The sequence below is a fragment of the Cryobacterium cryoconiti genome (genome assembly GCF_004403065.1).
GTDB classification, from domain to species: Bacteria; Actinomycetota; Actinomycetes; order Actinomycetales; family Microbacteriaceae; genus Cryobacterium; species Cryobacterium cryoconiti.
Genome location: NZ_SOHA01000009.1, coordinates 26,748 through 50,716 on the forward strand (window position 1 = coordinate 26,748; position 23,969 = coordinate 50,716).

Below are 23,969 nucleotides of genomic sequence, written 5' to 3' on the forward strand. Positions count from 1 at the left end.
GCCTACTTGATTGACATGTTTACTTGCCTGTCGTTACCGCTTCAAGTGCATCTGCTGCAGGATCGTGGCCGACATCTCCTCCACAGACATGCTCGCCGAATTGAGGAACGGTATCCCGTGGGAGGCATACAGGCGTTCCGCGCTCCGCAGCTCGAACCCGCACTGGCGCAGTGAGGCGTACGGCGACCCCTCCCGGCGCTGGGTGCGCACCTGGCTCAGCCGCAGGGGATTGGTCGTGAGGCCGAAGCATTTGTCCACGAACGGCTGCAGCGGCTTGGGTAGCCCCTCCCGCTCGAAGTCCTCGTCGACCAGGGGGAAATTCGCCGCGAAGATGCCGTGCTGCAGAGCCAGGTACATGGTCGTGGGCGTCTTGCCGCAGCGCGACGGGGCCACCAGGATCAACTGCGCCTTCTCCAGCGCGCGCAGGCTCTGCCCGTCGTCGTGCTCCATCGCGTATTCGACGGCCGTCATCCTCGACTGGTACCGCGCTGCGTTGCCGAGGCCGTGCGCGCGCCCCGGTTCGTTGCTGGCCGGGGTGGCCAGCGTTGTCTCGAGCTGGCCGAGGTAGGTGCCCAGCAGATCGATCAGCGTGGCCTGGCAGGTCCCCAGGGTGTGACGGATGTCGCTGGTCACGGCCGTGGAGAAGACGATCGGCTTCTTTCCCTCGGCCACCAGCCCGTCGACCAGGTCGACCACGGCCTGCGCCTGCTCCACGTTCAGGATGAACGGAATGGTCGTGCGGTCGAATTCCATCGTGGGGAACTGGGAGAGCAGCGTGTTCCCGAGCGTTTCCGCCGTGATGCCGGTGCTGTCGGAGAGGAAGAAAACCGGGCATGGATCGTCATTGGCCATGACTTATTGTGCACCTGCGGCGGTTTTGCGCTCAATTGAACGCAGCGCCGCGGGCGATAGTCTTACCGTGATCGAGGGAGACCATGGCCATCAATTCATTCAGCGCAAGAACCATGATCGTCATCAGCGCTGTGGCCCTGAGCTCTCTGTTCGGGTCGGTCGCAGCATCTGCCGCAGAGGCGCCACCGGCCACCGACGCCGGGGCCTTCACCCTTCGAGTCCCGCCGGGGACCTCGGTGGAATCGTTGATGAACCAGAACGCCCCGGGTGTCGTGACGTCGACCGGTTGCCCTGCCGGTGCGGGCTTCAGCGTGCAGGCGGATTACAACTACCAGGTCTCGGGCGTCACCGTCGTGCTCCCGATTCTGCTGACGCCGGGCATCATCGTTCTCGCTGACGGCGTCGCCACCGTCCCGCTGGAGCCCGTGTCGCTCTGGCTGAGCACGAACGCCTTGAGGCATGTGGGGACTGTCGTTCTCGTCGGCTCCTGCTTCCCGGAACCCTCCGGGACCGAGGCGGGCGTCGCGCCTGCCCAGGCAACCCTGACCATTCCCTACCGGTCTGACGCTCTCGGTCTGCCCCCGCCCCTCCCCGATCCCACCGGACCTGCGGCCGCGGTCCCGTCAGCGCAGACGGTGCCCGTACCGGACGACGAGCCGGCCACGGCTGTCGTCGCACAGCCGACCCTGGCAGACACGGGCTTCGCCGCTACGGGGACTCTTGTCCTGGGTGTTCTGCTGGCAGGAGCCGGCATCCTGCTGGTCGCGACCCGGCGTCGATCCGACCTGGGTTTGCTGTCCCCCCATCACGCGCAGCAGACTGAAGACCCGGGTTGCGGCTGATTCGTCGGCCCGGTAGCTAAGGAACCCACCATGACTGAACCGAACGACGCCCGCGTCGGCCTCTACATCGACTTCGACAACATCGTCATCTCGCGCTATCAGCAACTGCACGGGCGCAATGCCTTCCAGCGCGACGGCATCAGGAACTTCGACCGCACGAGTGCGGATGCCGACCCCGTCATCGCCGCACGGCTGAACGCCGCGACCGTCGACTTCAACGCCATCATCGACTTCGCCGCGTCATTCGGCACCCTGGTCGTCAACCGCGCGTACGCCGACTGGTCCGTGCCCGTGAACGCGAGCTACCAGCGCCAGCTCATGTCGCGCGCCGTGGACCTCACCCAGCTGTTCACCACCACCACGCGGGGGACGAAGAACGGCGCGGACATCCGTCTGGCCGTCGACGTGGTCGAAGACCTCTTCCGGCTGCCCGACCTCACCCACGTCATCATCATCGCCGGCGACTCCGACTACATCGCCCTGGCCCAGAAGTCGAAACGGCTCGGTCGCTTCGTGGTGGGCATCGGTGTCGCCGGTTCGACGAGCACCTCCCTCGCGGCGGCGTGCGACGAGTTCGAGGACTATGACTCCCTGCCCGGAATCGCCAAGGTCGCCCCCAGTGCCCCGGCCGCGGCGGCGACGACGGAGAAGTCCCACTCGGGCCGGAAGACGGCCGAGCCCGCTGTGGTCGCGCACTCCGAGCCGACCCCCATCCCGGCGCGCAACCTGACGATGGTCCCGATGTTCTCGCACACCGAGGAGTCGCCGTTCGACGAGCCGGAGCCGGCCGAGGACATCGACCCGCAGACCGTCGCGACGGAACTCCTCGTGCGCGCCCTGCAGATCGGTCACGCCAAGGGCGACGACGATGAGTGGCTGAACACGGGCTCGGTCAAGAACCAGATGCGTCGGATGGACCCCTCGTTCAACGAGAAGCCGCTCGGTTTCCGTTCCTTCACCGATTTTCTCTCCTCGCGCAGCGACGTGGCCGAACTGCAGGAGGATGGCCCCCATCGGCTCATCCGGCTGCGGCCCACGGCGACCGGGCGCTGAGTCCCGCTCAGGCGCCCATCAGGACGAGGGCGTTGTAGACGACGTAGACCGGCCAGACGATCGCCTGGAGCAGACCGAGGATGACGCCCCAGAAGGAGCCGTCGGAGACGGAAATGAAGTAGATGGCGGCTCCGATATAAGCCAGCAGGAAGAAGAAACCCCACGGGCCGTCCCGAACGATCACCCTGGCACGGCTGTCGGTTCCCATGTCGATCCTCCGTTGTGAGCGCCCACCGATTCGGCGTCAGGCTAGCCGGACTGCTCGCGGAGCGACACCCTCGACGCCGCCGGAACCGCCGGGGGCTCAGGCCAGCTGGTAGCCGGCCGCGGTGACGGCCGCTGCCACCGTGCCTCGGTCGAGGGCGGCCGGGCTGGTCACGTGCACGGTGGAGGCTCCGCCGCTGTTCAGGTCCACCGTGACGGCCTCCACCGAGTCGAGCGCGCCGAGCGCGGTGACGACACTGCCCACGCAGTGCTGGCAGGTCATGCCGGTCACGAGGTACGCCTCGGTGAGGCTGGTCGGGGACGTGGTCGGGGTGGTCATGGGGATTCCTAACGTTGTGGTTCGGCGCCGCAGAGCGGTGCACTGACACTTGCAAGCATACCCCTGGGGGGTATGCTCGGCTCCATGCGGCACGACCACAGGGCGATGGGTCACGGCGGCCACGGTGATCACGTGGCCCGGTTCCGGCGTCTGTTCTGGGTGATGCTGGCCCTCACCGTGCCGGTCGTCGCCTTCAGCCACATGTTCGCCATGCTCCTGGGCTACAGCCTGCCTGACCTGCCCGGAATCCAGTGGCTCTCACCCGTGCTGGGCACCGTCATGTATGTCTGGGGCGGGCAGCCCTTCCTCAGTGGGGCCGCCACGGAACTCCGGGCGCGAAAGCCCGGCATGATGCTCCTGATCGGGCTCGCGATCACGGTCGCATTCGTGTCGTCGTGGGGGGCGAGCCTCGGCATCCTGGCCCCCGAGCTCGATTTCTGGTGGGAGCTGGCGTTGCTGATCACGATCATGCTGCTGGGCCACTGGATCGAGATGCGCTCGCTCGCCCAGACCTCCACCGCACTCGAGTCACTGGCCGCGCTGCTGCCCGACGAGGCCGAGCGGGTGGAAGGCGGCGAGGTGCGGGTGGTGGCCCCGACCGAGCTGCGAGTGGGCGACCTCGTGATCGTGCGCCCGGGCGCCCGGGTGCCGGCCGACGGGCAGGTGGCCGAGGGCACGGCCGACGTCGACGAATCCATGATCACCGGCGAGTCCCGGACCGTTCGTCGCGGACCCGGCGACCCTGTCGTCGCGGGCACGGTGTCCACCGACACGGCTCTGCGCGTTCGGGTCACGGCGGTGGGCGACGACACCGCGCTCGCCGGGATCCAGCGGCTCGTAGCGGAGGCGCAGGCGTCGTCGTCCCACGCCCAGCGCCTCGCCGACCGGGCCGCCGGCTGGCTGTTCTGGTTCGCGCTCGGCACCGCGGTGCTCACCGCTGTCGTCTGGTCGGTGCTGCTCGGCGTGCCGGAGATCGCGGTCGTGCGCACCATGACGGTGCTGGTGATCGCCTGCCCGCACGCCCTCGGCCTCGCGATCCCCCTGGTGGTCTCGATCGCCACCGAGCGGGCCGCGAAGGGCGGGGTGCTCGTGAAAGACCGGCTGGCGCTGGAGAGCATGCGCACGGTCGACGCGGTGCTGTTCGACAAGACCGGCACGCTCACCACGGGTGCGCCCACGGTCACGCACCTCGTAGCGACGGATGCGGCGGACGAGCCGGCCGGGAATGCGCCGGCGGCAGAAGAGGAGCTGCTGGCGCTGGCGGCGGCTGTGGAAGCCGACAGCGAGCATCCGCTCGCCCGGGCGATCGTGGCGGCGGCCCGGGAACGCCGGGTGCGGGTGCCGCAGGCGACGGGGTTCCAGGCGTCCGCGGCGGTGGGCGTCACGGGCGCCGTCGACGGCCGGCGGGTGAGCGTCGGCGGCCCTGGCCTGCTCCGGGAACACGGTGCGCGGCCGCTGCCGGTGACCGAGTCGTGGGCTGCCGAGGGCGCCATCGTGCTGCACGTTCTTCGCGGAGACGCGGTGATCGGCGCGATCGGCCTGGCCGACGCCGTGCGGCCGGAATCCCGGCAGGCCGTCGACGCGCTGCACGCGCTCGGCATCCAGGTCGTGATGATCACCGGCGACGCCGAGCCGGTGGCGCGGTCGGTCGCCGCAGAACTCGGCATCGACCGCGTGTTCGCCGGCGTGCGGCCCGAGCACAAGGCCGCGAAGGTTGCCGAGTTGCAGGCCGAGGGCCGCAGGGTCGCCATGGTCGGCGACGGCGTCAACGACGCGCCCGCACTGGCCCAGGCCGATGTCGGCATCGCCATCGGAGCCGGCACGGATGTCGCGATCGCCTCCGCGGGGGTCATCCTCGCCAGCGACGATCCTCGCTCAGTGCTCTCGGTGATCGAGCTGTCCCGGGCGAGCTACCGCAAGATGCGTCAGAACCTGTGGTGGGCGGCCGGCTACAACCTCCTGGCCGTGCCGCTCGCGGCGGGTGTGCTCGCTCCGATCGGTTTCGTGCTGCCGATGGAGATCGGCGCGTTGCTGATGTCGGCGTCCACGGTGGTCGTCGCTCTGAACGCGCAACTGCTGCGGCGCCTCGACCTGCGCCCCGAGAGCAGCGCTCTTTCGGCCGTCTCCAGGCAGGCATAAAATTTCGGCATGTCTGCTCACCCTGAGGACTACCGCCCGGCCTTGGAACGAGCGAAGGTCCATGCCCTGGAGTGGCTCACCTCCCTGCCTGGCCGCCCGGTGGGACCGCGGGCCGACGCCGACAGCCTCGCCGCGGGCTTCGCGGCGCCGCTGCCGCCGCAGCCGACGGACCCCGCGATCGTGATCGACGAGCTGGCCCGGCTGGCCGAGCCGGGCCTGATGGCCATGCCCTCCGGCCGCTTCTTCGGCTGGGTGATCGGCGGCACCCTGCCGGCGGCCCTGGCCGCGGACTGGCTGGTCAGCGCGTGGGACCAGAACGCCGGCATGCGCTTCGCGACACCGGCCACCGCGGCCGCCGAGGAGGCCGCCGGCGGCTGGATCCTCGACCTGCTGGGACTGCCGGAGGGCGCCGACGTGGGCTTCACCACGGGGGCCACCATGGCTAATTTCGTGGGGCTGGCGGCGGGCCGGGACCACGTTCTCGGGACGGCGGGCTGGGACGTCGCCGGTGCGGGGCTGTCCGGGTCGCCGCGAGTGTCCGTTTTCGTGGGCGAGGAACGCCACGCTGTGATCGACCTCGCCCTGCGGTACCTGGGCCTCGGCGCCCCGATCGTCGTCGCGGCCGACGACCAGGGCCGGATGCTCCCCGACTCTCTGGCGGCCGCGCTCGCCGGGCACGCGGGGCCCGCCATCGTCTGCATCCAGGCCGGCAACCTGCACTCCGGCGCGTTCGACCCGGTGGGCGAACTCACCGCACTGGCGCACCGGCACGGCGCCTGGGTGCACGTCGACGGCGCCTTCGGCCTCTGGGCGGCCGCCAGCCCGCGCTACCGCGATCAGCTGGCGGGCCTCGAGACCGCCGATTCCTGGGCCACCGACGCGCACAAGACCCTCAATGTGCCCTATGACTGCGGCATGGCCATCGTGGCCCGGCCCGCCGAGGTGCGGTCCGTCTTCGGGGTGCACACGAGCTACCTGGTGGCGGCCGAGACCGGCCCGGGTGACCCGTTCGAGAAGGTTCCCGAGTTGTCGCGCCGGGCGCGGGGCGTGCCGGTCTGGGCGGCCCTGCGCTCGTTGGGCCGGTCGGGCACCGTGGAACTGGTGGAGCGGCTGGTCGATCAGGCCCGCGCCATCGCGCAGGGGCTGGCGCGCCTCCCCGGCGCCGAGGTGCGGAACGACGTGGTCTTCACCCAGGTCTGCGTCAGCTTCGGCGACGACGAGCGCACCCGCCGGGTGACCGAGGCGCTCCTCGCCGACGGAACCGCCTGGATGTCGGGGTCTCGCTGGCAGGGCCGCGACGTGCTGCGGGTCTCGGTGAGCAACTGGTCCACGGATGCCGAGGATGTCGCCCTCTCCGTCGCGGCGGTGGAGCGCGCCGTCGCCGCGGTCACCCGGGCCGACACCGAACAGGCCACCTCCGGGGTGTAGCGCCCGCCGACCGCCGTCCCTCCGGTTCGCCGCCGCGCGGTACCCTCGGCGGTAGGGCTAAAGAAGGACCAACCGTGACCCACCCATATCCGCTGCACGTGGCCATCCGGGCGCAGTGCTTCTGTTGCCAGTCGCTGCAGCCGTTCACGTTTACCTCGCCGACCGACCAGGTGGTCTGCGCATCCTGCCTGCATCACCTGGGTGCCGAGAAGGCGGAGCGTCGTGACGCCGAGCACATCAAACTCTGGGTCGGGCAGTACGCCGACCAGCAGGAGAACCACCGCCAGTTCGCCGAGAAATCCGCGGTGGTGGACGCCGCGCAACAGGCGGTGATCGACGGGCTGACCGCGCAGGTGGCCGAGCTGCGTGACGTGGTGGCCGGGGAATCAGACCGCACGAAGAGCGCCGGGGTGCGCGCGCTCCTCGAGAGCGACCTGGTGCGTCGCGCGGAACGCAAGACGGAGCTCGCGCACCGCCAGCTGGACTGGGCGATGGCCGTGCTCTGGCGGGTCGGGCAGCTGCACCATGCGGTGGAGGGCAAGCCGCTCGCCTGCGTCTGCGGGCGCACCACCGCGGCGTGCGCCGAGGGTCGGGCGATCGATCCCCAGCGCCAGGCCGTGCTCGACTGGGAGCGGAAGAACCTCACCCTGCTGCGCGCCGGCTCCCGCCACGCCCTGCCCGACGATCACCCTGAGGTGCAAGGCCCGAACCGACGCCAATGAGGGGTGCGGGCGACCGCCAACCCCCCAAACGTGTCGGTTCACCGCAGGGCGGCGTCCGGGCCTACTCTGAAGAAATGGAAACCCTGCTCAGCACCCTGCACATTGTCACCGGCGTCTTCATCGTCGGGCCCATGGCCATCCTGCCGATGTCCGCCATGCGTTCCATGCGCGCCGGCGAGGCCGGCCAGGTGGCCGCGCTGGCGAAGTCGACCAATATCTTCACGTTGCTGTCGCTGCTGGTCGTGCTCTTCGGCTTCGGCGCACTGGGTTTCCGGGGTGATTCCTCCTTCGCCTCGACCTGGGTCTGGCTGTCGATCGTGCTCTACGCCGCGGCTCTCGTCGTCAGCCTGTTCCTGGTGATCCCGGCGATGAAGTCGGCCTCGGAGCTCCTCGCCGAGCAGTCGGCCAGCGGCACCCGGGTCGCCGGAGTCAAGGTCGCCGGCTACTCGCGCGTGGCCATGGGCTCAGGCGTGGCGTCGCTGCTCCTGGTGGCCGTGGTCGTACTGATGGTCATCAAGCCCGCCTAGCCTGTCCAGCTGTTGCAGCCAGGCAGCCGTGGTCGCGACTACTTCAGGTCGTCGACCGAGACCAGGCCGTCGTGCCGCCGGCCGTCGAAGATGATGGACGGGATCTTCACGGTGTGGATGCTCTCCTCCACCAGCTGCGTGTTGGCGGCGATGATGTCGGCGACCTCATCCGAGGCGGCGACGGATGCCACGGCGTCGACCTGTTCCGGGCTGAGCCCGAACTCGGCTGACCAGTCCTGCAGCAGCGCGGTGGCGGCATCCGGCTCGGCGCTGTTCAACACGCTCTGCCAGGACACGCCCTTGTCGTTGTCCTCCGTGTAGATCCGGCTCAGGATCTGCCAGTCGACCGGCGTCTCCGCGCCCTCGAGCGGGTTCAGCCGCAGCGCCTCGAGATACTGGGTGATGAGCAGAGAGTTCTTGAACTTGTAACCGTCTTCGGACGCGATCGGGTAGGCGATGTAGGTGAGGTTCATCCGGTCGTCGAACCCGGCCTCCTCGATGTTGTTGAACAGCTGCAGGCAGTAGGTGCAGCCCGGGTCGATGACCTCGAGTGCGGTCTCCTTCTTCGCGTCGTAGGCGTCCAGGTAGCTGGCGTTGGCCGGCAGGTACTCCTCGGCGTCCCAGTTCTGCATGCGGGCCGGGATCGCGGAGAAGGTCTCGGCGAGGCTGGCGAAGTCGTTGCCGAACGCGCCGATCACGTCGCCGGCCAGCAGCGAGTCACCGAAGGTCGGCGTCTGGTCGGGGATGGCGCAGGCCTCGGCACCCAGGCTGCACGACGCCGAGTCCTGCTTGTTGCAGGTGCCGTAGACGTAGAGGTTGACGCCGCTCTTGACGACGACGTAGGCGCTCCAGATGGTGGTGAGCACCACGATCAGCGCGATCACCTCGAGGGCGACGGATGCCGGTCCGACCAGCTTGGGGCGGCGAACCGCGAGCGGCGCCAGAAGGTGGTCCTTGATGTCCTGCTTGAAGGTGGTGTCGCAGGGGCGGAATGTGACGCGGCGGAGGGTGCAGTTCCAGGCGGTGCCCAGGTAGCGGCGGTACCGGGCCGACACGGCCGCCATGAAGACGAGAACGATGAATGCGGCAATGCAGAACACTTAGGAGAGGCCTTTCATCAGGCGCGCGAGGGCCTGGGTGGCCGCATCGATGTCGGCCGTGGTCGAGTGCAGTCCGAGCGAGAAGCGCAGCAGCGGCGGCAGCCCGAGTTGGTGCTTCAGGTAGTGGTGGACGCAGAAGTACCCGCTGCGCACCATGATCTGCGACTGGGACAGGAACACGGCGAGCCGGTGCGAGTCCTGCTTCGGCGCATAGAGGCTGATCACCGGGCTGGCCTCGGTGTTGACCAGGGTGAGACCGGGGATGTCGCTGAGCCCCTCGAAGAGGCGCTGCGAGAGCCCCTGCACGTGCTCGGCCGGGTTCCGGCCGCCGGGGCGCACCTTCCCCATCCACTCGATCGCGCGGCCGAGGGCGATGATCTCGCCCCAGGCCTGCAGGCCTGGTTCGAGGAGGGCGCCCGGATCGTTGGGGAGCAGGTCGTAGGAGTCTTCGCGGACATCCGCCACCATGCCGCCGCCCACGAAGGTGAGATCGAGGGAACCGAGCAGCTCGTGGGTTGCGACGACCACACCGAGGCTCGCGCCGTACATCTTGTGGGCGGAGAAACAGATTGCGTCGGCCTCGGTCTTGGCCAGCAACGAGCGTTCGTGCGCCATGGCCTGGGCCGCGTCGAGGATGACGATGCCGCCGCGGGCGTGGGTGTCGCGAACCACGTCGGTGAGGTTGGTGAGCAGGCGACCGTCGATGTTGGAGGCCACGTTGACGACCACGACCGCGCGTTCGAGCTGGGCCGGTTGGTAGACCAAGGCACCGTCGGGGGCGCGGTCGAGCACCAGGCGGGGCACGCCCAGCCGGGTCGCCGCCGTCATGGTGGGCAGGAAGACCGAGTTGTGCTCGATGTGGCTGGTGACGACCTGCGCGAACCGGCCCTGGGGCAGCTGCTGCAGCAGCAGGTTGAGGCCGAAGGTCGTGTTGAGGGTGAAGGAGACCGCGTGGCTCCGGCCGGAGAGGCCGAGCAAGTCGAGCACGGCCTTGCGGGTGTCCTGCACCTCCCGGTCCACGCGGGTGCCCCAGGCGTATTTCACCCGCCCGCCGCAGGCGTTGTACTCCGTGTAGTACGCGGTCAGCGCGTCGACGACCGGTTGCGGCCGGAGGCTCTGACAGGCGGAGTCGAGGTAGACCGAGCCGGGGTCGAGGTAAGCGAAATCAGCGAGACGGCCGGTTTCGACCATGGCCGGCGGTGTGCGCCGGAACAACCCAGTGTGCTTCATGTCCTTCAATTCTTTCCGGCTCATTCTAGGTGAGCAGTCTGTTAGACCGCAGCGTGGCCGGGGGCCGACGGGGAACGTGCCGGAGTGCGGGTTCCGGTCGCGCTCCCGGCAGCGCGGGCCCTGGCTTGAGAGCGCTAGCCGGCGGCGGGAGCAGGGCCGCCGCGGGCCTCGATCACGCCCATCATGCCGAGGTCCTCGTGGTCGAGGATGTGGCAGTGGTAGACCGTGCGGCCCGGGAAATCGTCGAACGCGATGCGCACCCGGACCGTGCCGCCGGCCGGTACATTGACCACGTCCTGCCACTCGGCGGCGCGGGCGGGCCGGCCGTCGAATTCGATCAGCTGCATCGGCCAGACGTGCAGGTGCACCGGGTGGTCCATCGGGCTCGAGTTCGTCAGCAGCCATTCCTCGACGCTGCCGGTCTGCACCGTGGTGTCGACCCGGTCGGGGTCGAACGACTCGCCGTTGATGGTGAAGCTCATGCCCCCGCCCCCGCCCCCGCCCCCGCCCATGCCCATACCCATGGCGAAGGTCAGCTCCCGGCGCGCCGTCACGGCGGCGCCGCGCAGGTCGCGCGGCGCCGGCCGGCGGGGAACAACGGATGCCGCGGCCACCGGTTCGCCGGACACGGTCACGGTGGCCAGGTCGACCGTCGCCGTCGACGGGGAGGAGCCGCCCATCATGCCGCCCATGCCCATGCCCATGCCGCCCCGGTCGTAGGGCAGAGCGCGAAGCCTGGACGTGGTGGTGCTGCCCGCCGGGCCGCCCGGCTGTGTGGCCGCGGTGACCAGCAGGTCGGCCCGGTTGCCGGGCGCCAGCAGCACCTCCTGCACGTCGCGGGGCGTTTCGAACCGGCCGGAGTCCAGGCCGAGCAGTTGCAGTCGCTGGCCGTCCAGGCTCAGCCGCAGGTACCGGGAGACGCAGGCGTTGACGATGCGCCAGCGCTCGCGCTCGCCCGGGCGGATGCCGAGACTGGGTTCCAGTTGCCCGTTCACCAGCACGAGTCGGCCCTCGCGGCCGCGCATCCGTTCGGCCTGGCCCACCGGGGCACGCCCGAAGGCGCCGCTCGGGGTGAGGTCGGAGATCACCAGCACGCGCTCGCGGGCCACCGGCACGGGCTCGGGGTCGTCGATCACGATGGCGCCGTACAGGCCGCCGAAGATCTGGTCGGCGACCAGTCCGTGGTGGTGCGGGTGGTACCAGAACAGTCCGGGCGGGTGGTCGGCCGGCAGCCGGTAGTCGTAGTCGAACGCGGCGCCGGGCGCGATCATGACGAAGGGGTTGTCGCTGTTGCCCTCCGGCGAAACGTGCAGGCCGTGCACGTGCAGGTTGGTGGGGTCGGCGAGTCCGTTCTGCAGGCGCAGCCGCACCCGGTCGCCGGGCCGCAGGCGCAGGGTCGGGCCGGGCAGCCCCTCGTTGTAGGCGAAGACGGTCACCGTGCGGCCGCCGATCTCGGCCGGTCCGGGAGCGGCGGCCAGCTGCGCCTCGAGCAGCCCGTCGCTGCTTCGCAGTTCGGTCGGCTGGCGGAGCGGCTCACCGCCCGTGTAACCGGAGAGCGGCTCCGAGGCATCGCCGGGACCGACGGATGTCTCGGGCTGGCGGCTCCAGAGCAGCCCGGCCCCGCCGACGACGGTTCCGGCCACCCCCAGGCCGCCGAGGGTGAGTGCGGCCCGGCGGCTGAGTGGTTTCACGCCGGGCCCTCGCCGAGGGCCCGGACCTGCTCGAGGTACTGTTCCTGGGTCAGCTCCCCGGCCGCGAAGCGCTCGTCGAGGATCTGGCGGGCGCGGCTGCGCCCCGGGGTGCCGGCGTACGGAGCGCCGGATGGTGGCCCCGGTTCGCGCCGGTCCCTGCTCCCGGCCGACAGGCGCACGGCCAGCACGATGAGTGTGACAACACTGACGATGGTGATCAGGCCGAAGAGCACAGTCCAGCCCAGACCTCCGTTATAACCCCACATCATGATCGGCTTCCTTCCGTGGCGGACGGCGTTTTCGTCACTGCGAGTATGTCCCCGAGGCGGAGTTCGAGCATCCGTCGCACCGGGCTAAGCCTCGGCCGCCACGAGCACGGTCCAGGTGAGGCCGAAGTCGTCGCTCGCGACGACCCCGCGACCGTCGGCGGCGAGGAGCCAGGGTTCGCTGCCGCCGACGAAGGCGAGGGCCTCGGGGGTGCCCTCGGTCTGCCCTCCGCGGGTCCAGATCCCGCTCCGGGTCGCCTGGTACCAGACCACGCCCTCCGGGCTGATTCCCACGACGCCGCCGCCGGCCGTGGTGTCCTGCACGTCGATCAGGTACAGCATCGGGGCGTCAGACACCGGCCCGAATGTGCGCCCGGCGTCATCACTCCGGACGAGGCCGTTCTCGGTGGTCGCAAAGACCTGATCGGGATCCGCCGGGTCGGCGGCGAGGTCACGCAGCGACGCCGCCGCCCCGGACGACCAGCTGGCGCCGTCGTCGTCGCTGATGCTGACCGTTCCGGCGGCGGCGTCGTAGCCGTACACGCGCAGGGCTCCAGACTCCAGGGCCACCGCATCGAGATCGTGGAAGTCGGTCTCACCGGCGAGGGAGACGTTCGTCCAGGTGGACGCCGCATCCTCGCTGCTGATCAGTCCCACATTCGGGGCCTTCAGTGTGGACTGGCCGGACCCCGGATGCCCGGAGGCCAGCAGCAGGCCCGGTGCGGCCACCGTGAATCCCATGGCGTCGAAGGCCGGGCCGTCGCTCGGGGTGGGCCCGGTGAGCGCGGCATCCGGCGCGCCGGTCAGGTAGGTATCGGGGAGCAGGTCGGTCGGGATCTGCCACACACCCTGGTGCGTGCCGGCGTACGTCGCGCCGGTGGACGGGTCGGCGCCGAGGCCGTGGATGTGCTCGAAGGCTGCCGTGGTGGTGGCGTCCGTGTCCGTGGCACCGGTTGCCGGGGCAGCCGGAGCGGGCGTGCAACCGGCCAGCACGGCCGCGAGGCCGAGCGTGATCACGCAGGTTCCGCACAGGCGGATGGTTCTCCGGGAAGTCATCTGGGTCAGAACTCGGTGAGGAGGTCGGTCATGACGGCGATCTCGGCGGTTTGCGAGGCGACGATGGCGGCCGAGAGGGTCTGGGCGTCGGTGTTGCTTCCCTCGTCGATGTGCGTCTGCGCCATGGCGATCGCGCCCTCGTGGTGCGCGATCATCAGCTCGAGGAACACCTGGTCGGCGTCGGTGCCCGAGGCGTTGCCGAGCGTCATCATGTCGGCCTCGCTCATCATGCCGTCGGTGCCGTGGTTCATGTCGGACATGCCGCCGGTGTCCGCGCCCCACGCGCCCAGCCAGTCGGTCAGCTGGGTGATCTCGGGCTCCTGTGCGGCCTTGATCTCCGTGGCCAGGGCGATGACGCGCGGGTCGATTCCCGGCTTGGCGAGGAGGTCGTCGCTCATCGCGACGGCCTGCTCGTGGTGGGGGATCATCATCTGGGCGAAGTCGACATCCGCGGCGTTGAAATCGGCGGAAGCGGAGGCGGTGGACCCGCCGGAGGCCGGGGCGTCGGCGGCCGGGGGCGTGCCGCCGCAGGCGCTGAGCGTGAGCGCGGTCGTGAGCACGGCGGCGGTGATCAGCGCGGTGCGGAAGGTGCGGGTGGTTCTGAGCATTGTTGTTCCATTCGTCGACAAAAAGGGGTGAGAAACCGGGGGCCGGGGTACGGCCGGGCCGCGCAGCCGGACGGGTGCGCTGGCGAGGGTTTCGGCCTAAATGCGGCTGATGGAGAGCAGGGTGAGGCTCGGCCGGTGCAGATGCAGCGGAATGTCCCGACAGGACCCGACGACGAAGCCGACGACCTCGAGCAGGCGTCGGCAGACCGACGGGCGCCGGGACAGCAGGATCAGACCGCCCAGCACCAGCAGGAGGGAACAGGTCATCGAGAGGGCGGCCAGATCGGACGCGGCGTGGGCGCCGACGTTGCTGACGGCGCCGGCAGTCACGACGACAACGGCCGCTGTGGCGGAGGAGGCGGTGTGCGTGGCCGCGGAATGTGCACCGGCCGCCATCGCTGTCGTCGTCGCAGCCGCTGTCGTAACCGTTGCCGCAGCCGCTGTCGTAACCGTTGTCAGGGCCGAAGCTGTGGTTGCTGTGGTTGCCGGGGTTGCTGCGGACAGGCTGTGGCCCGGCCCGTGCCCGGTGCCGGCCGAGTGCACGGCGAGCAGGCAGAGCAGCATTGCGGCCATCGTGAGCGCCGCCAGAACGGCGGAGTGGAAGACCCGGCGGCCGCCACGGAACGAGATCGCATCGTTCGCGTGCAGCATGCCGTCTCCGTCCGAACCGAGCTCAGGGCATCCGTTTGGCCGATTGATCGCCTGGATACCCCCTCAGGGTATACCCCGGCGGCTCGGCGCCCGCTGGGAACGCCCGGGTTCATCCCCAGTCGAGGGCGAGCACCCACGATCCGTCGGTGTCGCGCCGCAGGTCGTAGCGGTGTTGTTCCTCATCGCCGCGTGAGGCGTCGAGACGCCAGAGCTCGGTGTCGATGCGGGACGGAACGCCGCCGGCGTTCTCCCACCAGCGGGTACGGGTGAAGATGGCCTGGGGCTGCCCGATGACGGTGTGTTCGAACCGGTTCCAGATGAACGCGCGCGGGTCGCCGTCGACGGACAGCTCAACGTCGACGACTGCGTCAATGATCTGAGGCATGCGTGGCTCCCTTGATTGATTCTCTCGAACATTTATTCGATGTTGAGAGTGTAGTTCATGCCCCTGACACTCGCCAGACCCGATCAGGAGTTCGCCCCGGATTCGCTTCCGGCCGCGTACGGGATCTGCTGGTGGCAGCGGAAAACCCCCGCCACCCCGGCGGGTGGCCGGGATCGCGGGGGCTTTCTGTGTCGGCTCGGGCCGACGCTCAGGGGCGGGCGCCCGGCACCGAGGACTTCCCCGGTTGCGAAGCGCCGAGGCTGGACGAGCCGGGCCGCGGAGCGAGCCCGAGCCGCCGCACGATCTCGGCGGCCTCCTCGGCCGGAGCGCGGCCGGCGTCGATGGAGATCGCGCGCTCGTCGGCGTCCGGCACCTCGAGGGTTGCCACCTGCGAATCGAGCAGCGAGGTCGGCATGTAGTGGTCGTGCCGGGCGGCGAGGCGGCGCCCGATCAGGTCGGTCGACCCGGTCAGGTGCACGAAGATCACGTTGTGCTCGCGCAGCACATCGCGGTAGCGGCGCTTGAGCGCCGAGCAGGTGATGATGCCCGGCACCCCTGCCATGGTGTGCTCGATGATCCACGACGAGACCGTGTCGAGCCAGGGTGCGCGATCCTCGTCGTTGAGCGGATGGCCGGAGGACATCTTGTCGATGTTCTCCTGCGGATGCAGGTCGTCGCCTTCCTCGAGGTCCCAGCCGAGCTGGCCGGCGAGGAGGCCGGCCACGGTGGATTTGCCGGATCCGGAGATGCCCATGATCACGAGCACGGGCTGCTGTGTGTCGAGCATGCTAGATCACGATATTCAGCAGGAGGACGCCCGCAAGGCCGACGACGGAGATGAGGCACTCCATCACGGTCCAGGTCTTGAGGTTCTGCCCGACGGTTGTGCCGAGGTACTCCTTGACGAGCCAGAACCCCGCGTCGTTGACGTGGGAGAGGAACAGGGAACCGGCGCCGATGGCCAGGACCATCAGTGAGACATCCGTGCTGCCCAGGCTGGCCGCGACGGGGGCGAGGATGCCGGCGGCCGTCACGGTGGCGACGGTGGCCGACCCGGTGGCGACGCGGATCAGGGCGGCGACGAACCAGGCGAGCACGAGCACCGAAATGCTGCTGCCGGCCACGGCATCGGCGATGACGGTGCCGATACCGGTGTCGATGAGAACCTGCTTGAAACCGCCGCCCGCGCCCACGATGAGCAGGATGCCGGCGATCGGCGGGAGGGAGTCGGAGAGCGACTTGGCGATCGCGGAGCGGTCCATGCCGCCGCCGCGGCCGAAGACGACCATCGCGTAGATCACGGCGATGCCGAGGGCGATCATGGGTGTGCCCAGGAAGTCGAGCGTGGCGTTCAGCGGGGCCGTGGAGCCCGGGTTGATCGCGTCGGCGATCGAGCGGGCGAGCATCAGGACGACGGGGAGCAGGATGCCTGAGATCGTGATCAGGAAGCTCGGGCGCTTGGCGTTCTCACCCAGTCCCTGCTCCTCGTTGGTCAGGAACAGCTGCGGCACGGGCACGGAGACCCAGCGGCTCGCGAACTTGCTGAAGATCGGGCCGGCGATGATGACGGTCGGGATGGCGATGAGCACGCCGATCGCAAGCGTCAGGCCGAGGTTGGCGCCGAGCGTGGTCACGGCGACGAGGGGTCCGGGGTGCGGCGGCACCAGCCCGTGCATGACGGACAGGCCGGCCAGGGCCGGGATGGCGATGCGGATGAGTGAGAGCCCGCTGCGGCGGGCCACCAGGATGATCACCGGAATGAGCAGGACGAGGCCGACCTCGAAGAACATCGGCAGGCCGATCAGTCCACCGATCAGGGCCATCGTCCACGGCAGGGTGCGCGCGCTGGAGCGGGTGACCAGTGAGTCGACGATGCGGTCGGCTCCGCCGGAGTCGGCCAGCAGCTTGCCGAACATGGCGCCGAAGCCGACCAGGATGCCGACGCCGGCCATGGTGGAGCCGAATCCGGTGCTGAAACTCGTGACGGCGGCGGCCGGAGCGAGGCCGGCCCCGACGCCGACGCCCACGGCGCCGATCGAGAGGGCGAGGAAGGGGTGCACCTTGAGCCAGGTGATCAGCAGGATGATCACTGCGACGCCGACGAGGGCGGCGATGATGAGCTGCAGGTCGCTGCCGGCCGGTTCGATCGGAACCACCGGAACCGCAAGGGGAGGAATCATCTGAATGTCCATTCCGAGGCGGCTTCTCTGCGACCCCATCGTCTAATAAATCTGATTAATCAGATAATTGAGTGTGGCACACGATTCCGGTCGCCCTGACCACCGCCGCTCCGCGATCGCCGCTACGATCGCGAGGGGGATGACGCGCGGCCGGGCCGCGCAGGGAGAAGCAGAGATGAACCGTGGGGTGGGCGCCGGAGTCTGGCGTGAACGAGGACTGCATGCCCGGGTGTTGAACGCACTGGGGCAACAAATCGTCGACGGTGGCTACGCGCCCGGGGACATCCTGAACCTCGAGAGCATCAGCGAGGAGTTCACCATCTCCCGCTCGGTGCTGCGCGAGACCCTGCGGGTGCTGCAATCGCTGGGCATGGTCGAACCCCGGCAGCGCGTGGGCACGCAGGTGCTCTCCCGGGAGAACTGGGACCTGATGCACCCGCAGACCATCTACTGGCGCGGACGCGGGGCGGACTACCTCATCCAGATGCGCGAGATGCTCGAGATGCGGCTCGGCATCGAGCCCGTGGCCGCCCGGTTGAGTGCGCGCCTGATGACTCCGGATCAGCTGGCCACCGTGCGGGCGGCAGCGGAAGCCATGGTCGAAGCCGATCTCGCGGGCGACGGCCGCCGCTTCCTCGAGGCGGACGTGGCGTTCCACACCCTGATCCTGATCGGATCCGGCAACAGCGTGATGGGGCACTTCGCCGGCACCGTCGAGGCGTTGCTGCGCACGCGCGAGGAGGAGAAGCGGTTCACGATCACCGAATACACGCCGCCCTCGGCCCACCGGCACAACCAGCTGGCGGAAGCTCTGATCGCCCGGGACGAGAACGCCGCGTACCGCTGGTCGTATGCCACGATCGAGGCCACCCTCATCGAGTTCATCGCGGAATCGCACAACGCCGAGCTCGGCCTCGGGGCCTGAGGCCCGCCCGGCGCGTCGGGCCTCGGGCCCTCGGGCTCAGAGCCGGGCGAGCCGTTCGATATCCTCCAGGAATTCGCTGGCGACCTGCGCCGAGACGGTGGTGCGGGTCGAGCGGATGGCGACCAGATAGTCCTCGGTAGCCGGGCCGCCGGGCGTCGACTCGTCCGCACCCTCGAACAGCGCCCGTTCCAGCGCCTGCTGCGACGCGCGCCGGGCGGCATATTCGATGTCGGCCGGTGAGAAGCCGTCGCTGGCGTCGACGAGAGCGTCGAGGTCGACCGTGCTCTTCATGCCCTCGGGGACGTAGCGCTCCCAGATGGCCTGGCGAGCGGCGACATCCGGCAGCCCGATCGGGATGACGTAGTCGAAGCGCCCATGCCGGAGGAATGCGGAATCGAGGGCGCGGATGAAGTTCGTGGCGCAGACCAGGAGCCGGCCGGGCTGCTCGCGGAATGCCGGGATGATCTTGAGCAGCTCATTGGTGACGCCCTGCAGGGGCGAGGGCGGCTCTCCGCCGCGCTGCGCCGCGATCTCCTCGACCTCGTCGATGAAGACCACCGCGTGTTCCAGTTCGGAGATCTTCAGGAAGGTCTCTCGGAGCGCGCCCGCGAGGCCCTTGGGGTCGGCCGCGAGCCGGGAGGGGAAGACCTCGACGAAGGGCCATTCCAGCCGGGAGGCAATGGCTTTGGCGAAGGTGGTCTTGCCGGTTCCGGGAGGGCCGAAGAGCACGACCGCCTTCGGCGGCACGACGCCGTACTGCTCGGCCATGTCCGGTTTGGCCAGCGGCATCACGAGCCGGCGCTCGAGCATCTCCTTCTCGGTGCGCATTCCGCCGACGCCCTCCCAGAGGTCACGGGCCAGGATGCGCCCGCCCAGCTCGGTCAGGGACCGCAGCTCCTCGCGCTGCACCGGAATGTGGCGTTCGAAGTAGCGCAGGTGGTGCTTGACCTCGAAGCCGCGCTTCACGAAGGCGTCGACGCGGGTGGCCGATTCGGGCATCAGCGCGGAGAGCTTGGTCAACGCGTGTCGGGACATCTTCTTCTCGAGGGCGGCCAGCAGCGCCGTGCCCACACCGCGGCCCTGGTAGCGCTCCGCGGTGGCGAGGAAGACCACCCAGCCCTGAGCGTGGGCGGCGCGGCCCACGGCGGCCCCGATCACCTCGTCGCCGACGAGGGCGATCACGGCGTCGTCCTTCTGGCAGGAGGCCAGCACCTCGGAGAGGCCGTAGACGGGTTCCGTCTTGGCGGCGGTGATCTCCTCCCAGAGGCGCAGGATGCCGTCCAGGTCATCCGAGTGAAAGTCGCGGATCCGCCAACCGGTCATGAGTGCTCCTTTGCGCCGACACGTACGCTCCCCAATCTAGGGCACGCGGCCCGCGGCCCGCGGGTTCGTCGCCCGCCGGCGCCCGCCGGCGCAGGTTGTGGAAGCGGGCGCACGTTCTACCGTGCGCCCGCTTCCACAACCTGCGCCACGACTGAACGCGACGGGCTCGGCGCGGCTAACCGCCGGCCAGGCGGCGGGCCAGATAGGGGGCGGTGCGGCTGTGCGGATGCTGCGCGACGGCATCCGGGGTTCCGGTCGCCACGATCCGGCCGCCCGCATCGCCGCCGGCCGGGCCTAGGTCGATCACCCAGTCCGCGGCGGCGACCACGTCGAGGTTGTGCTCGACGACGATGACCGTGTTGCCGGCATCGACCAGGCGACCCAGCTGGGCCAGGAGGAGACGGACATCCGCGGGGTGCAGGCCCGTCGTCGGCTCGTCGAGCAGGTACATCGTGTGGCCGCGGCGGGCACGCTGCAGCTCGGTGGCGAGCTTGATGCGCTGCGCCTCGCCGCCGGAGAGCTCGGTGGCGGGCTGGCCGAGGCGGAGGTAGCCGAGCCCGACCTCGCGCAGGGTGGCCAGGCTGCGGGCGGCGGCCGGCACGTCGGCGAGGAAGCCGCCGGCCTCCTCGACGCTGAGGCCGAGCACCTCGGCGACGGACTTGCCCCGGTAGGTCACCTCGAGCGTCTCCGGGTTGTAGCGCGAGCCCTGACAGGCCGGACAGGGTGTGTAGCTGCCGGGCAGGAAGAGCAGGCCGACGCTGACCGAGCCCTCGCCGAGGCAGGTCTCGCAGCGGCCGCCGGTCACGTTGAACGAGAACCGCCCGGCGCCGTAGCCGCGACTCCGGGCCAGGTCGGTGGCCGCGAAGGTCGCGCGCACGGCGTCGAAGAGCCCGGTATAGGTGGCCAGGTTGGAGCGCGGCGTGCGGCCGATGGGCTTCTGGTCCACCCGAACGAGGCGGTCCACGGCGTCGAGCCCGGTGATGCGGTCGACCCGCGCTCGCGGTTCCTGCTCGCCGGGGGAGTCGCCGAGGTCGTCGTCGTCGCCGGGTTCGGTGGCGGCCGAGGTGGCGGCTGCGCCGGATTCACCGGCGGCGACGGATGCGTCGGCGTCCGGATGCAGTGCGAGCCGCACGGCATCCGCCAGCACCTGGCTGACCAGTGTGGACTTGCCCGAACCGGACACGCCGGTCACAGCCGTGAGCACGCCGAGCGGGAAGCTCGCGTCGACGCCCTGCAGATTGTGCCGGGTGACCCCGTGCAGGCCCAGCCAGCGATCGGGCGTGCGCAGCGTGGCAGGTCGAGCGGCGGGTTCCGGTGCCGACCCGGCCGCCGCCTCGGCCGGGAACAGGAATTGCCGGGTGACGGACTCCGGCACGTCGGCCAGGCCGCCGATCGGCCCGCTGTAGAGCACGGCGCCGCCGCCGGCGCCGGCCAGCGGTCCCACGTCGACGACCCAGTCGGCCCGGCGCACGATGTCCATGTTGTGCTCGACGACGAAGACCGAATTGCCGGAGGCCTTCAGCTGCTCCAGCACGAGCAGCAGCGGTTCGGCATCGGCCGGGTGCAGCCCGGCGGAGGGCTCGTCGAGCACGTAGATCACGCCGAACAGGCCCGAGCGCAACTGGGTGGCGATACGCAGTCGCTGCATCTCGCCCGGAGAGAGGGTCGGAGTTGCGCGCCCGAGGCTGAGGTAGCCCAGGCCCAGCTCGAGCAGCACCTCGATGCGGGCGAGCAGGTCCCGGGTCAGGGTGACCGCGGCCTCGGTGGGTTCGGCGGCGCCCGGCAGCAGTGTCGGCCGCAGCAGTTCGGCGAGCCCGGTCAGCGGGAGCAGGTTGAGCTGCGCGATGGACCGGCCGGCCACCGTGACGGCGAGGGCCGCCGGCGTCAGCCCGCTGCCGTCGCAGACCGGGCACGGGCCGGATTCGACGAAGCGCAGCGCGCGCTCCCGCTGGCTCTGGCTCTTCGAGTCGGCCAGGGTGTGCAGCACATAGCTCTTCGCGCTCCAGAACCGGCCCTGGTACGGCTTGGCGATGCGGTCGCGCTGCGGGGTGACCTCCACCACGGGCTGCTCCTCGGTGAAGAGGATCCAGTCCCGCTCGGTGCGCCCCAGGTCCCGCCACGGGGTGTCCACGTCGTAGCCCAGGGTGATCAGGATGTCCCGCAGGTTCTTGCCCTGCCAGGCACCCGGCCAGGCCGCGATGGCGCCGTCACGGATGCTCAGGGTCAGGTCGGGCACGAGGGTCGCTTCGGTCACGGTGTGCGCCGTGCCGAGACCGTGGCACCGCGGGCAGGCACCGGCCACGGTGTTGGGGGAGAAGGAGTCGGATTCGAGGCGCGGGGCATCCGTCGGGTACATGCCGGCTCGGGAGTACAGCATCCGCAGCGAGTTGGACAGGGTGGTCAGGGTGCCCACGCTCGACCGGGAACTGGGCGCGCCCCGGCGCTGCTGCAGGGCGACAGCCGGTGGCAGGCCGGTGATCTCGTCGACCTGCGGCGTGTGGCCCTGCTGGATCAGGCGCCGGGCGTAGGGCGCGACCGATTCCAGGAACCGGCGCTGGGCCTCCGCGAAGATGGTGCCGAACGCCAGGGAGGATTTGCCGGAGCCGGAGACACCGGTGAACGCGACGATGGCGTCCCGGGGCACGTCGACGTCGACATTCCGGAGGTTGTTCTCCCGGGCTCCGCGCACCTGCACGAAGCCTGCTGACGACGCTGGGCCGGGCGCGTTCCGGGTCGAGGCGGCGGGAGTGGCGGCTGGGTGTGGCTGGGGCATCCGGTCGACTCTAGTCCGTGAGTCTGGGGAGGGACCGGATCGGAATGCCGGACTCGGAGGAGGCGCGGTATAATAGGCGAATTGCGATCCCGTCCACTGATGGTGGTGGGTCGGTACTCATCTCGATGCTCAACCGTGACCAATCTCGATGTTCAACCGTGACAATCTCGATCGCTCCTTACCCTGAACCAGGCTCAGTGGCGTGCCGTTCAAACCACGTTTGAGACTGAGAGACCCATGGCCGATACATCCGAAAACACCGTTACCCACCTCGTGTCGATCCAGCGGTGGGCTGCCCTCAAGCGCGAATTCCTCGCCCGCCAGCCGGCGACGAGTGATGACGTCGCTGCAGAACGAAGCTGAGTGAATCGTGGCTGAACGAGACTCCACCAACACGCCGGCCGAGCCGGTCCCGGCGAACCAGGTGTCGCCGCACCGCTGGGCCGAGCTCAAGCGCGCTTATGTCGCGCGGCTGCCCAAGAGCGACCGCGCCGCTATCGAAGCCGCCGCCGAGCGCTCGCACGACGCCCAGGACTGAACCGTCGATTCACCCGAACCGGTGAGACGACGAGATTGGGGGGTCCGGATGCCTCCGCACCCCTCAAACGTGTCGGCTGGGCCACCGTGAACCGCTAGGGCAGGCGCAGGTGGTCGACGGGCATCATGGCCAACGGTGCGCGCAGTTCCATCAGGGCCCGGGCGTGCTGGTCGAGGCGCTTGTCCTCCGCGGTGATCAGCGTGAGCGAGGGCACCGGGTCGGCGTGCCCGTCGGCGCCGATCGCGACGAAGATGCTCATGCACTGCGTCGTGAGGTGCAGGTCCGATGGTGTGCGCGGGCTGCCCGAACGCACGCGGATGCTCACGTGCATGCTGCGCTTGCCGGTGTGGATGAGCCGGGCATCCACTTCGACGATGTGCCCGATGTGGATCGGCCGGTAGAAGTGGATCCCTCCCGAGTAGACGGCCACGGCGGCCTCGGAGCTCCACGCCGCCGCCGTCGCGAAGGCGGCCTCGTCGATCCAGCGCATCACGGTGCCGCCGTGCGCGTTGCCGCCCCAATTCGCGTCGGCCGGTGCCGCCAGGAAGCGGAAGACCGTGCGCGGCGTCGTGCTGTCCTCGGTATATTCCTGTCCGCGCATGCAGGTCTGGATGCGTTTGCGCGGCTCCAGCCGGGCCGTCGCGTTCTGCTGCAGTTCGCGGTCGACGTCCGAGCGGGGCTCCCAGACGGGAACGGCCTGCGGCTTCCCGGCATCATCGACCGCGACGAAGACGAGGATGCAGTGGGTCGCCGGGGTGTACTCCCGAGCGCGCACATCCGTGGTCTCGACCGTGACGAGCACATGCATGCTCGTGCGTCCGGTGTGGATGATGCGGGCGTGCACCTCGACCAGGTCGCCGGAGCGGATCGGCCGGGTGAAGTGCACATTGCCGACGTAGGCGGTGACCGTGTCGGAGGCGCTCCAGCCCACCGCGCAGGCGTAGGCGGCCTTGTCGATCCATTCGAGCACGCTGCCCGCGGCGACGGTCGCGCCGGAGGCGGCGACGTCGGCAGGCACGGCCATGAACCGCAGGGTGATCCGGTCGTCGGGCAGGGAGCCGGCGGCCGGTGACGACGAGCTGGTGGGTGCGGTGGTCACGGGTACTCCAACGGAAGCAGGTCAGGGGCTTCACTCC

At 69.8% G+C, this 23,969-nt stretch carries 25 protein-coding genes; 9 read left to right on the top strand and 16 right to left on the bottom strand.

The genetic code is table 11. From position 1 onward, the window contains the following. Window positions 1–33 precede the first annotated feature (33 nt). A complete protein-coding gene (locus tag E3T49_RS04620; RefSeq protein ID WP_134423792.1) occupies window positions 34–852 on the bottom strand; it encodes a pyruvate, water dikinase regulatory protein in 819 nt (272 codons plus the stop codon). An 83-nt stretch (window positions 853–935) separates the two neighbouring features. Between E3T49_RS04620 and E3T49_RS04625 the strand changes: the two genes are divergently transcribed. Both E3T49_RS04625 and E3T49_RS04630 read left to right on the top strand, forming a co-directional pair. After that, window positions 936–1,694, top strand: coding sequence for a hypothetical protein (locus E3T49_RS04625; RefSeq protein ID WP_134423793.1), 759 nt, complete (start codon window positions 936–938; stop codon window positions 1,692–1,694). A gap of 30 nt (window positions 1,695–1,724) precedes the next feature. Further along, window positions 1,725–2,747: an NYN domain-containing protein gene (locus E3T49_RS04630; RefSeq protein ID WP_134423794.1), complete on the top strand. Its 1,023-nt coding sequence runs from the start codon at window positions 1,725–1,727 to the stop codon at window positions 2,745–2,747. A 7-nt stretch (window positions 2,748–2,754) separates the two neighbouring features. On the opposite strand, the gene E3T49_RS04635 is transcribed toward E3T49_RS04630, so the two are convergent. Beyond that, on the bottom strand, window positions 2,755–2,955 hold the full coding sequence (locus E3T49_RS04635) for a hypothetical protein (RefSeq protein ID WP_134423795.1): 201 nt from the start codon (window positions 2,953–2,955) through the stop codon (window positions 2,755–2,757). Between the two features lie 96 nt (window positions 2,956–3,051). After that, a complete protein-coding gene (locus E3T49_RS04640; RefSeq protein ID WP_134423796.1) occupies window positions 3,052–3,291 on the bottom strand; it encodes a cation transporter in 240 nt (79 codons plus the stop codon). An 84-nt stretch (window positions 3,292–3,375) separates the two neighbouring features. Here E3T49_RS04640 and E3T49_RS04645 point away from each other — a divergent pair, with 84 nt between their 5' ends. The 4 genes from E3T49_RS04645 to E3T49_RS04660 all read left to right on the top strand — a co-directional run bounded on the left by E3T49_RS04645 (window position 3,376) and on the right by E3T49_RS04660 (window position 8,107). Beyond that, on the top strand, window positions 3,376–5,430 hold the full coding sequence (locus tag E3T49_RS04645; protein WP_241972648.1) for a heavy metal translocating P-type ATPase: 2,055 nt from the start codon (window positions 3,376–3,378) through the stop codon (window positions 5,428–5,430). A 9-nt stretch (window positions 5,431–5,439) separates the two neighbouring features. Beyond that, window positions 5,440–6,858, top strand: a complete 1,419-nt coding sequence (locus E3T49_RS04650) for a pyridoxal phosphate-dependent decarboxylase family protein (RefSeq protein WP_134423798.1) — start codon at window positions 5,440–5,442, stop codon at window positions 6,856–6,858. Between the two features lie 74 nt (window positions 6,859–6,932). Further along, window positions 6,933–7,580, top strand: coding sequence for a hypothetical protein (locus tag E3T49_RS04655; RefSeq protein ID WP_134423799.1), 648 nt, complete (start codon window positions 6,933–6,935; stop codon window positions 7,578–7,580). A 74-nt stretch (window positions 7,581–7,654) separates the two neighbouring features. After that, window positions 7,655–8,107, top strand: a complete 453-nt coding sequence (locus tag E3T49_RS04660) for a DUF2269 family protein (protein ID WP_134423800.1) — start codon at window positions 7,655–7,657, stop codon at window positions 8,105–8,107. Between the two features lie 38 nt (window positions 8,108–8,145). Here the strand turns inward: E3T49_RS04660 and E3T49_RS04665 are convergent, their stop codons facing one another. The 10 genes from E3T49_RS04665 to E3T49_RS04710 all read right to left on the bottom strand — a co-directional run bounded on the left by E3T49_RS04665 (window position 8,146) and on the right by E3T49_RS04710 (window position 17,274). Further along, a complete protein-coding gene (locus tag E3T49_RS04665; protein ID WP_134423801.1) occupies window positions 8,146–9,207 on the bottom strand; it encodes a DsbA family protein in 1,062 nt (353 codons plus the stop codon). Next, window positions 9,208–10,437: an aminotransferase class V-fold PLP-dependent enzyme gene (locus E3T49_RS04670; RefSeq protein WP_166785468.1), complete on the bottom strand. Its 1,230-nt coding sequence runs from the start codon at window positions 10,435–10,437 to the stop codon at window positions 9,208–9,210. Between the two features lie 134 nt (window positions 10,438–10,571). Beyond that, window positions 10,572–12,128, bottom strand: coding sequence for a multicopper oxidase family protein (locus E3T49_RS04675; protein WP_134423803.1), 1,557 nt, complete (start codon window positions 12,126–12,128; stop codon window positions 10,572–10,574). Then, a complete protein-coding gene (locus E3T49_RS04680) occupies window positions 12,125–12,397 on the bottom strand; it encodes an SHOCT domain-containing protein (protein ID WP_134423804.1) in 273 nt (90 codons plus the stop codon). The genes E3T49_RS04675 and E3T49_RS04680 overlap by 4 nt, the downstream gene beginning before the upstream one ends. 84 nt (window positions 12,398–12,481) lie before the next feature. Next, window positions 12,482–13,450, bottom strand: a complete 969-nt coding sequence (locus E3T49_RS04685) for a F510_1955 family glycosylhydrolase (protein WP_134423805.1) — start codon at window positions 13,448–13,450, stop codon at window positions 12,482–12,484. A gap of 5 nt (window positions 13,451–13,455) precedes the next feature. Next, entirely contained in the window at window positions 13,456–14,058 is a 603-nt protein-coding gene (locus E3T49_RS04690; RefSeq protein ID WP_134423806.1) for a DUF305 domain-containing protein, read from the bottom strand. Between the two features lie 96 nt (window positions 14,059–14,154). Beyond that, a complete protein-coding gene (locus tag E3T49_RS04695; RefSeq protein WP_134423807.1) occupies window positions 14,155–14,709 on the bottom strand; it encodes a hypothetical protein in 555 nt (184 codons plus the stop codon). A gap of 109 nt (window positions 14,710–14,818) precedes the next feature. Next, window positions 14,819–15,094 (bottom strand): hypothetical protein, encoded by a 276-nt coding sequence (locus E3T49_RS04700; protein WP_104100589.1) that lies wholly within the window; start codon window positions 15,092–15,094, stop codon window positions 14,819–14,821. A 208-nt stretch (window positions 15,095–15,302) separates the two neighbouring features. Next, the gene (locus E3T49_RS04705; protein WP_134423808.1) at window positions 15,303–15,881 is read right to left on the bottom strand and encodes a gluconokinase; all 579 of its coding nucleotides are present in this window, start codon (window positions 15,879–15,881) and stop codon (window positions 15,303–15,305) included. A 1-nt stretch (window position 15,882) separates the two neighbouring features. After that, window positions 15,883–17,274: a GntP family permease gene (locus E3T49_RS04710; RefSeq protein WP_134423809.1), complete on the bottom strand. Its 1,392-nt coding sequence runs from the start codon at window positions 17,272–17,274 to the stop codon at window positions 15,883–15,885. A 175-nt stretch (window positions 17,275–17,449) separates the two neighbouring features. On the opposite strand from E3T49_RS04710, the gene E3T49_RS04715 reads away from it, so the two are divergent. Next, entirely contained in the window at window positions 17,450–18,199 is a 750-nt protein-coding gene (locus tag E3T49_RS04715) for a FadR/GntR family transcriptional regulator (protein ID WP_166785469.1), read from the top strand. A 36-nt stretch (window positions 18,200–18,235) separates the two neighbouring features. On the opposite strand, the gene E3T49_RS04720 is transcribed toward E3T49_RS04715, so the two are convergent. Further along, entirely contained in the window at window positions 18,236–19,522 is a 1,287-nt protein-coding gene (locus E3T49_RS04720; RefSeq protein ID WP_134423811.1) for an ATP-binding protein, read from the bottom strand. A gap of 175 nt (window positions 19,523–19,697) precedes the next feature. Beyond that, window positions 19,698–22,295, bottom strand: a complete 2,598-nt coding sequence (locus E3T49_RS04725; protein WP_166785470.1) for an excinuclease ABC subunit UvrA — start codon at window positions 22,293–22,295, stop codon at window positions 19,698–19,700. Between the two features lie 237 nt (window positions 22,296–22,532). Between E3T49_RS04725 and E3T49_RS16715 the strand changes: the two genes are divergently transcribed. Next, the gene (locus E3T49_RS16715) at window positions 22,533–22,658 is read left to right on the top strand and encodes a hypothetical protein (RefSeq protein ID WP_277613083.1); all 126 of its coding nucleotides are present in this window, start codon (window positions 22,533–22,535) and stop codon (window positions 22,656–22,658) included. A gap of 7 nt (window positions 22,659–22,665) precedes the next feature. Then, on the top strand, window positions 22,666–22,833 hold the full coding sequence (locus tag E3T49_RS16110; protein ID WP_166785471.1) for a hypothetical protein: 168 nt from the start codon (window positions 22,666–22,668) through the stop codon (window positions 22,831–22,833). 94 nt (window positions 22,834–22,927) lie between these two features. Here E3T49_RS16110 and E3T49_RS04730 read toward each other — a convergent pair whose 3' ends face one another. Further along, a complete protein-coding gene (locus E3T49_RS04730; RefSeq protein ID WP_241972649.1) occupies window positions 22,928–23,932 on the bottom strand; it encodes an acyl-CoA thioesterase in 1,005 nt (334 codons plus the stop codon). Between the last annotated feature and the right edge of the window lie 37 nt (window positions 23,933–23,969).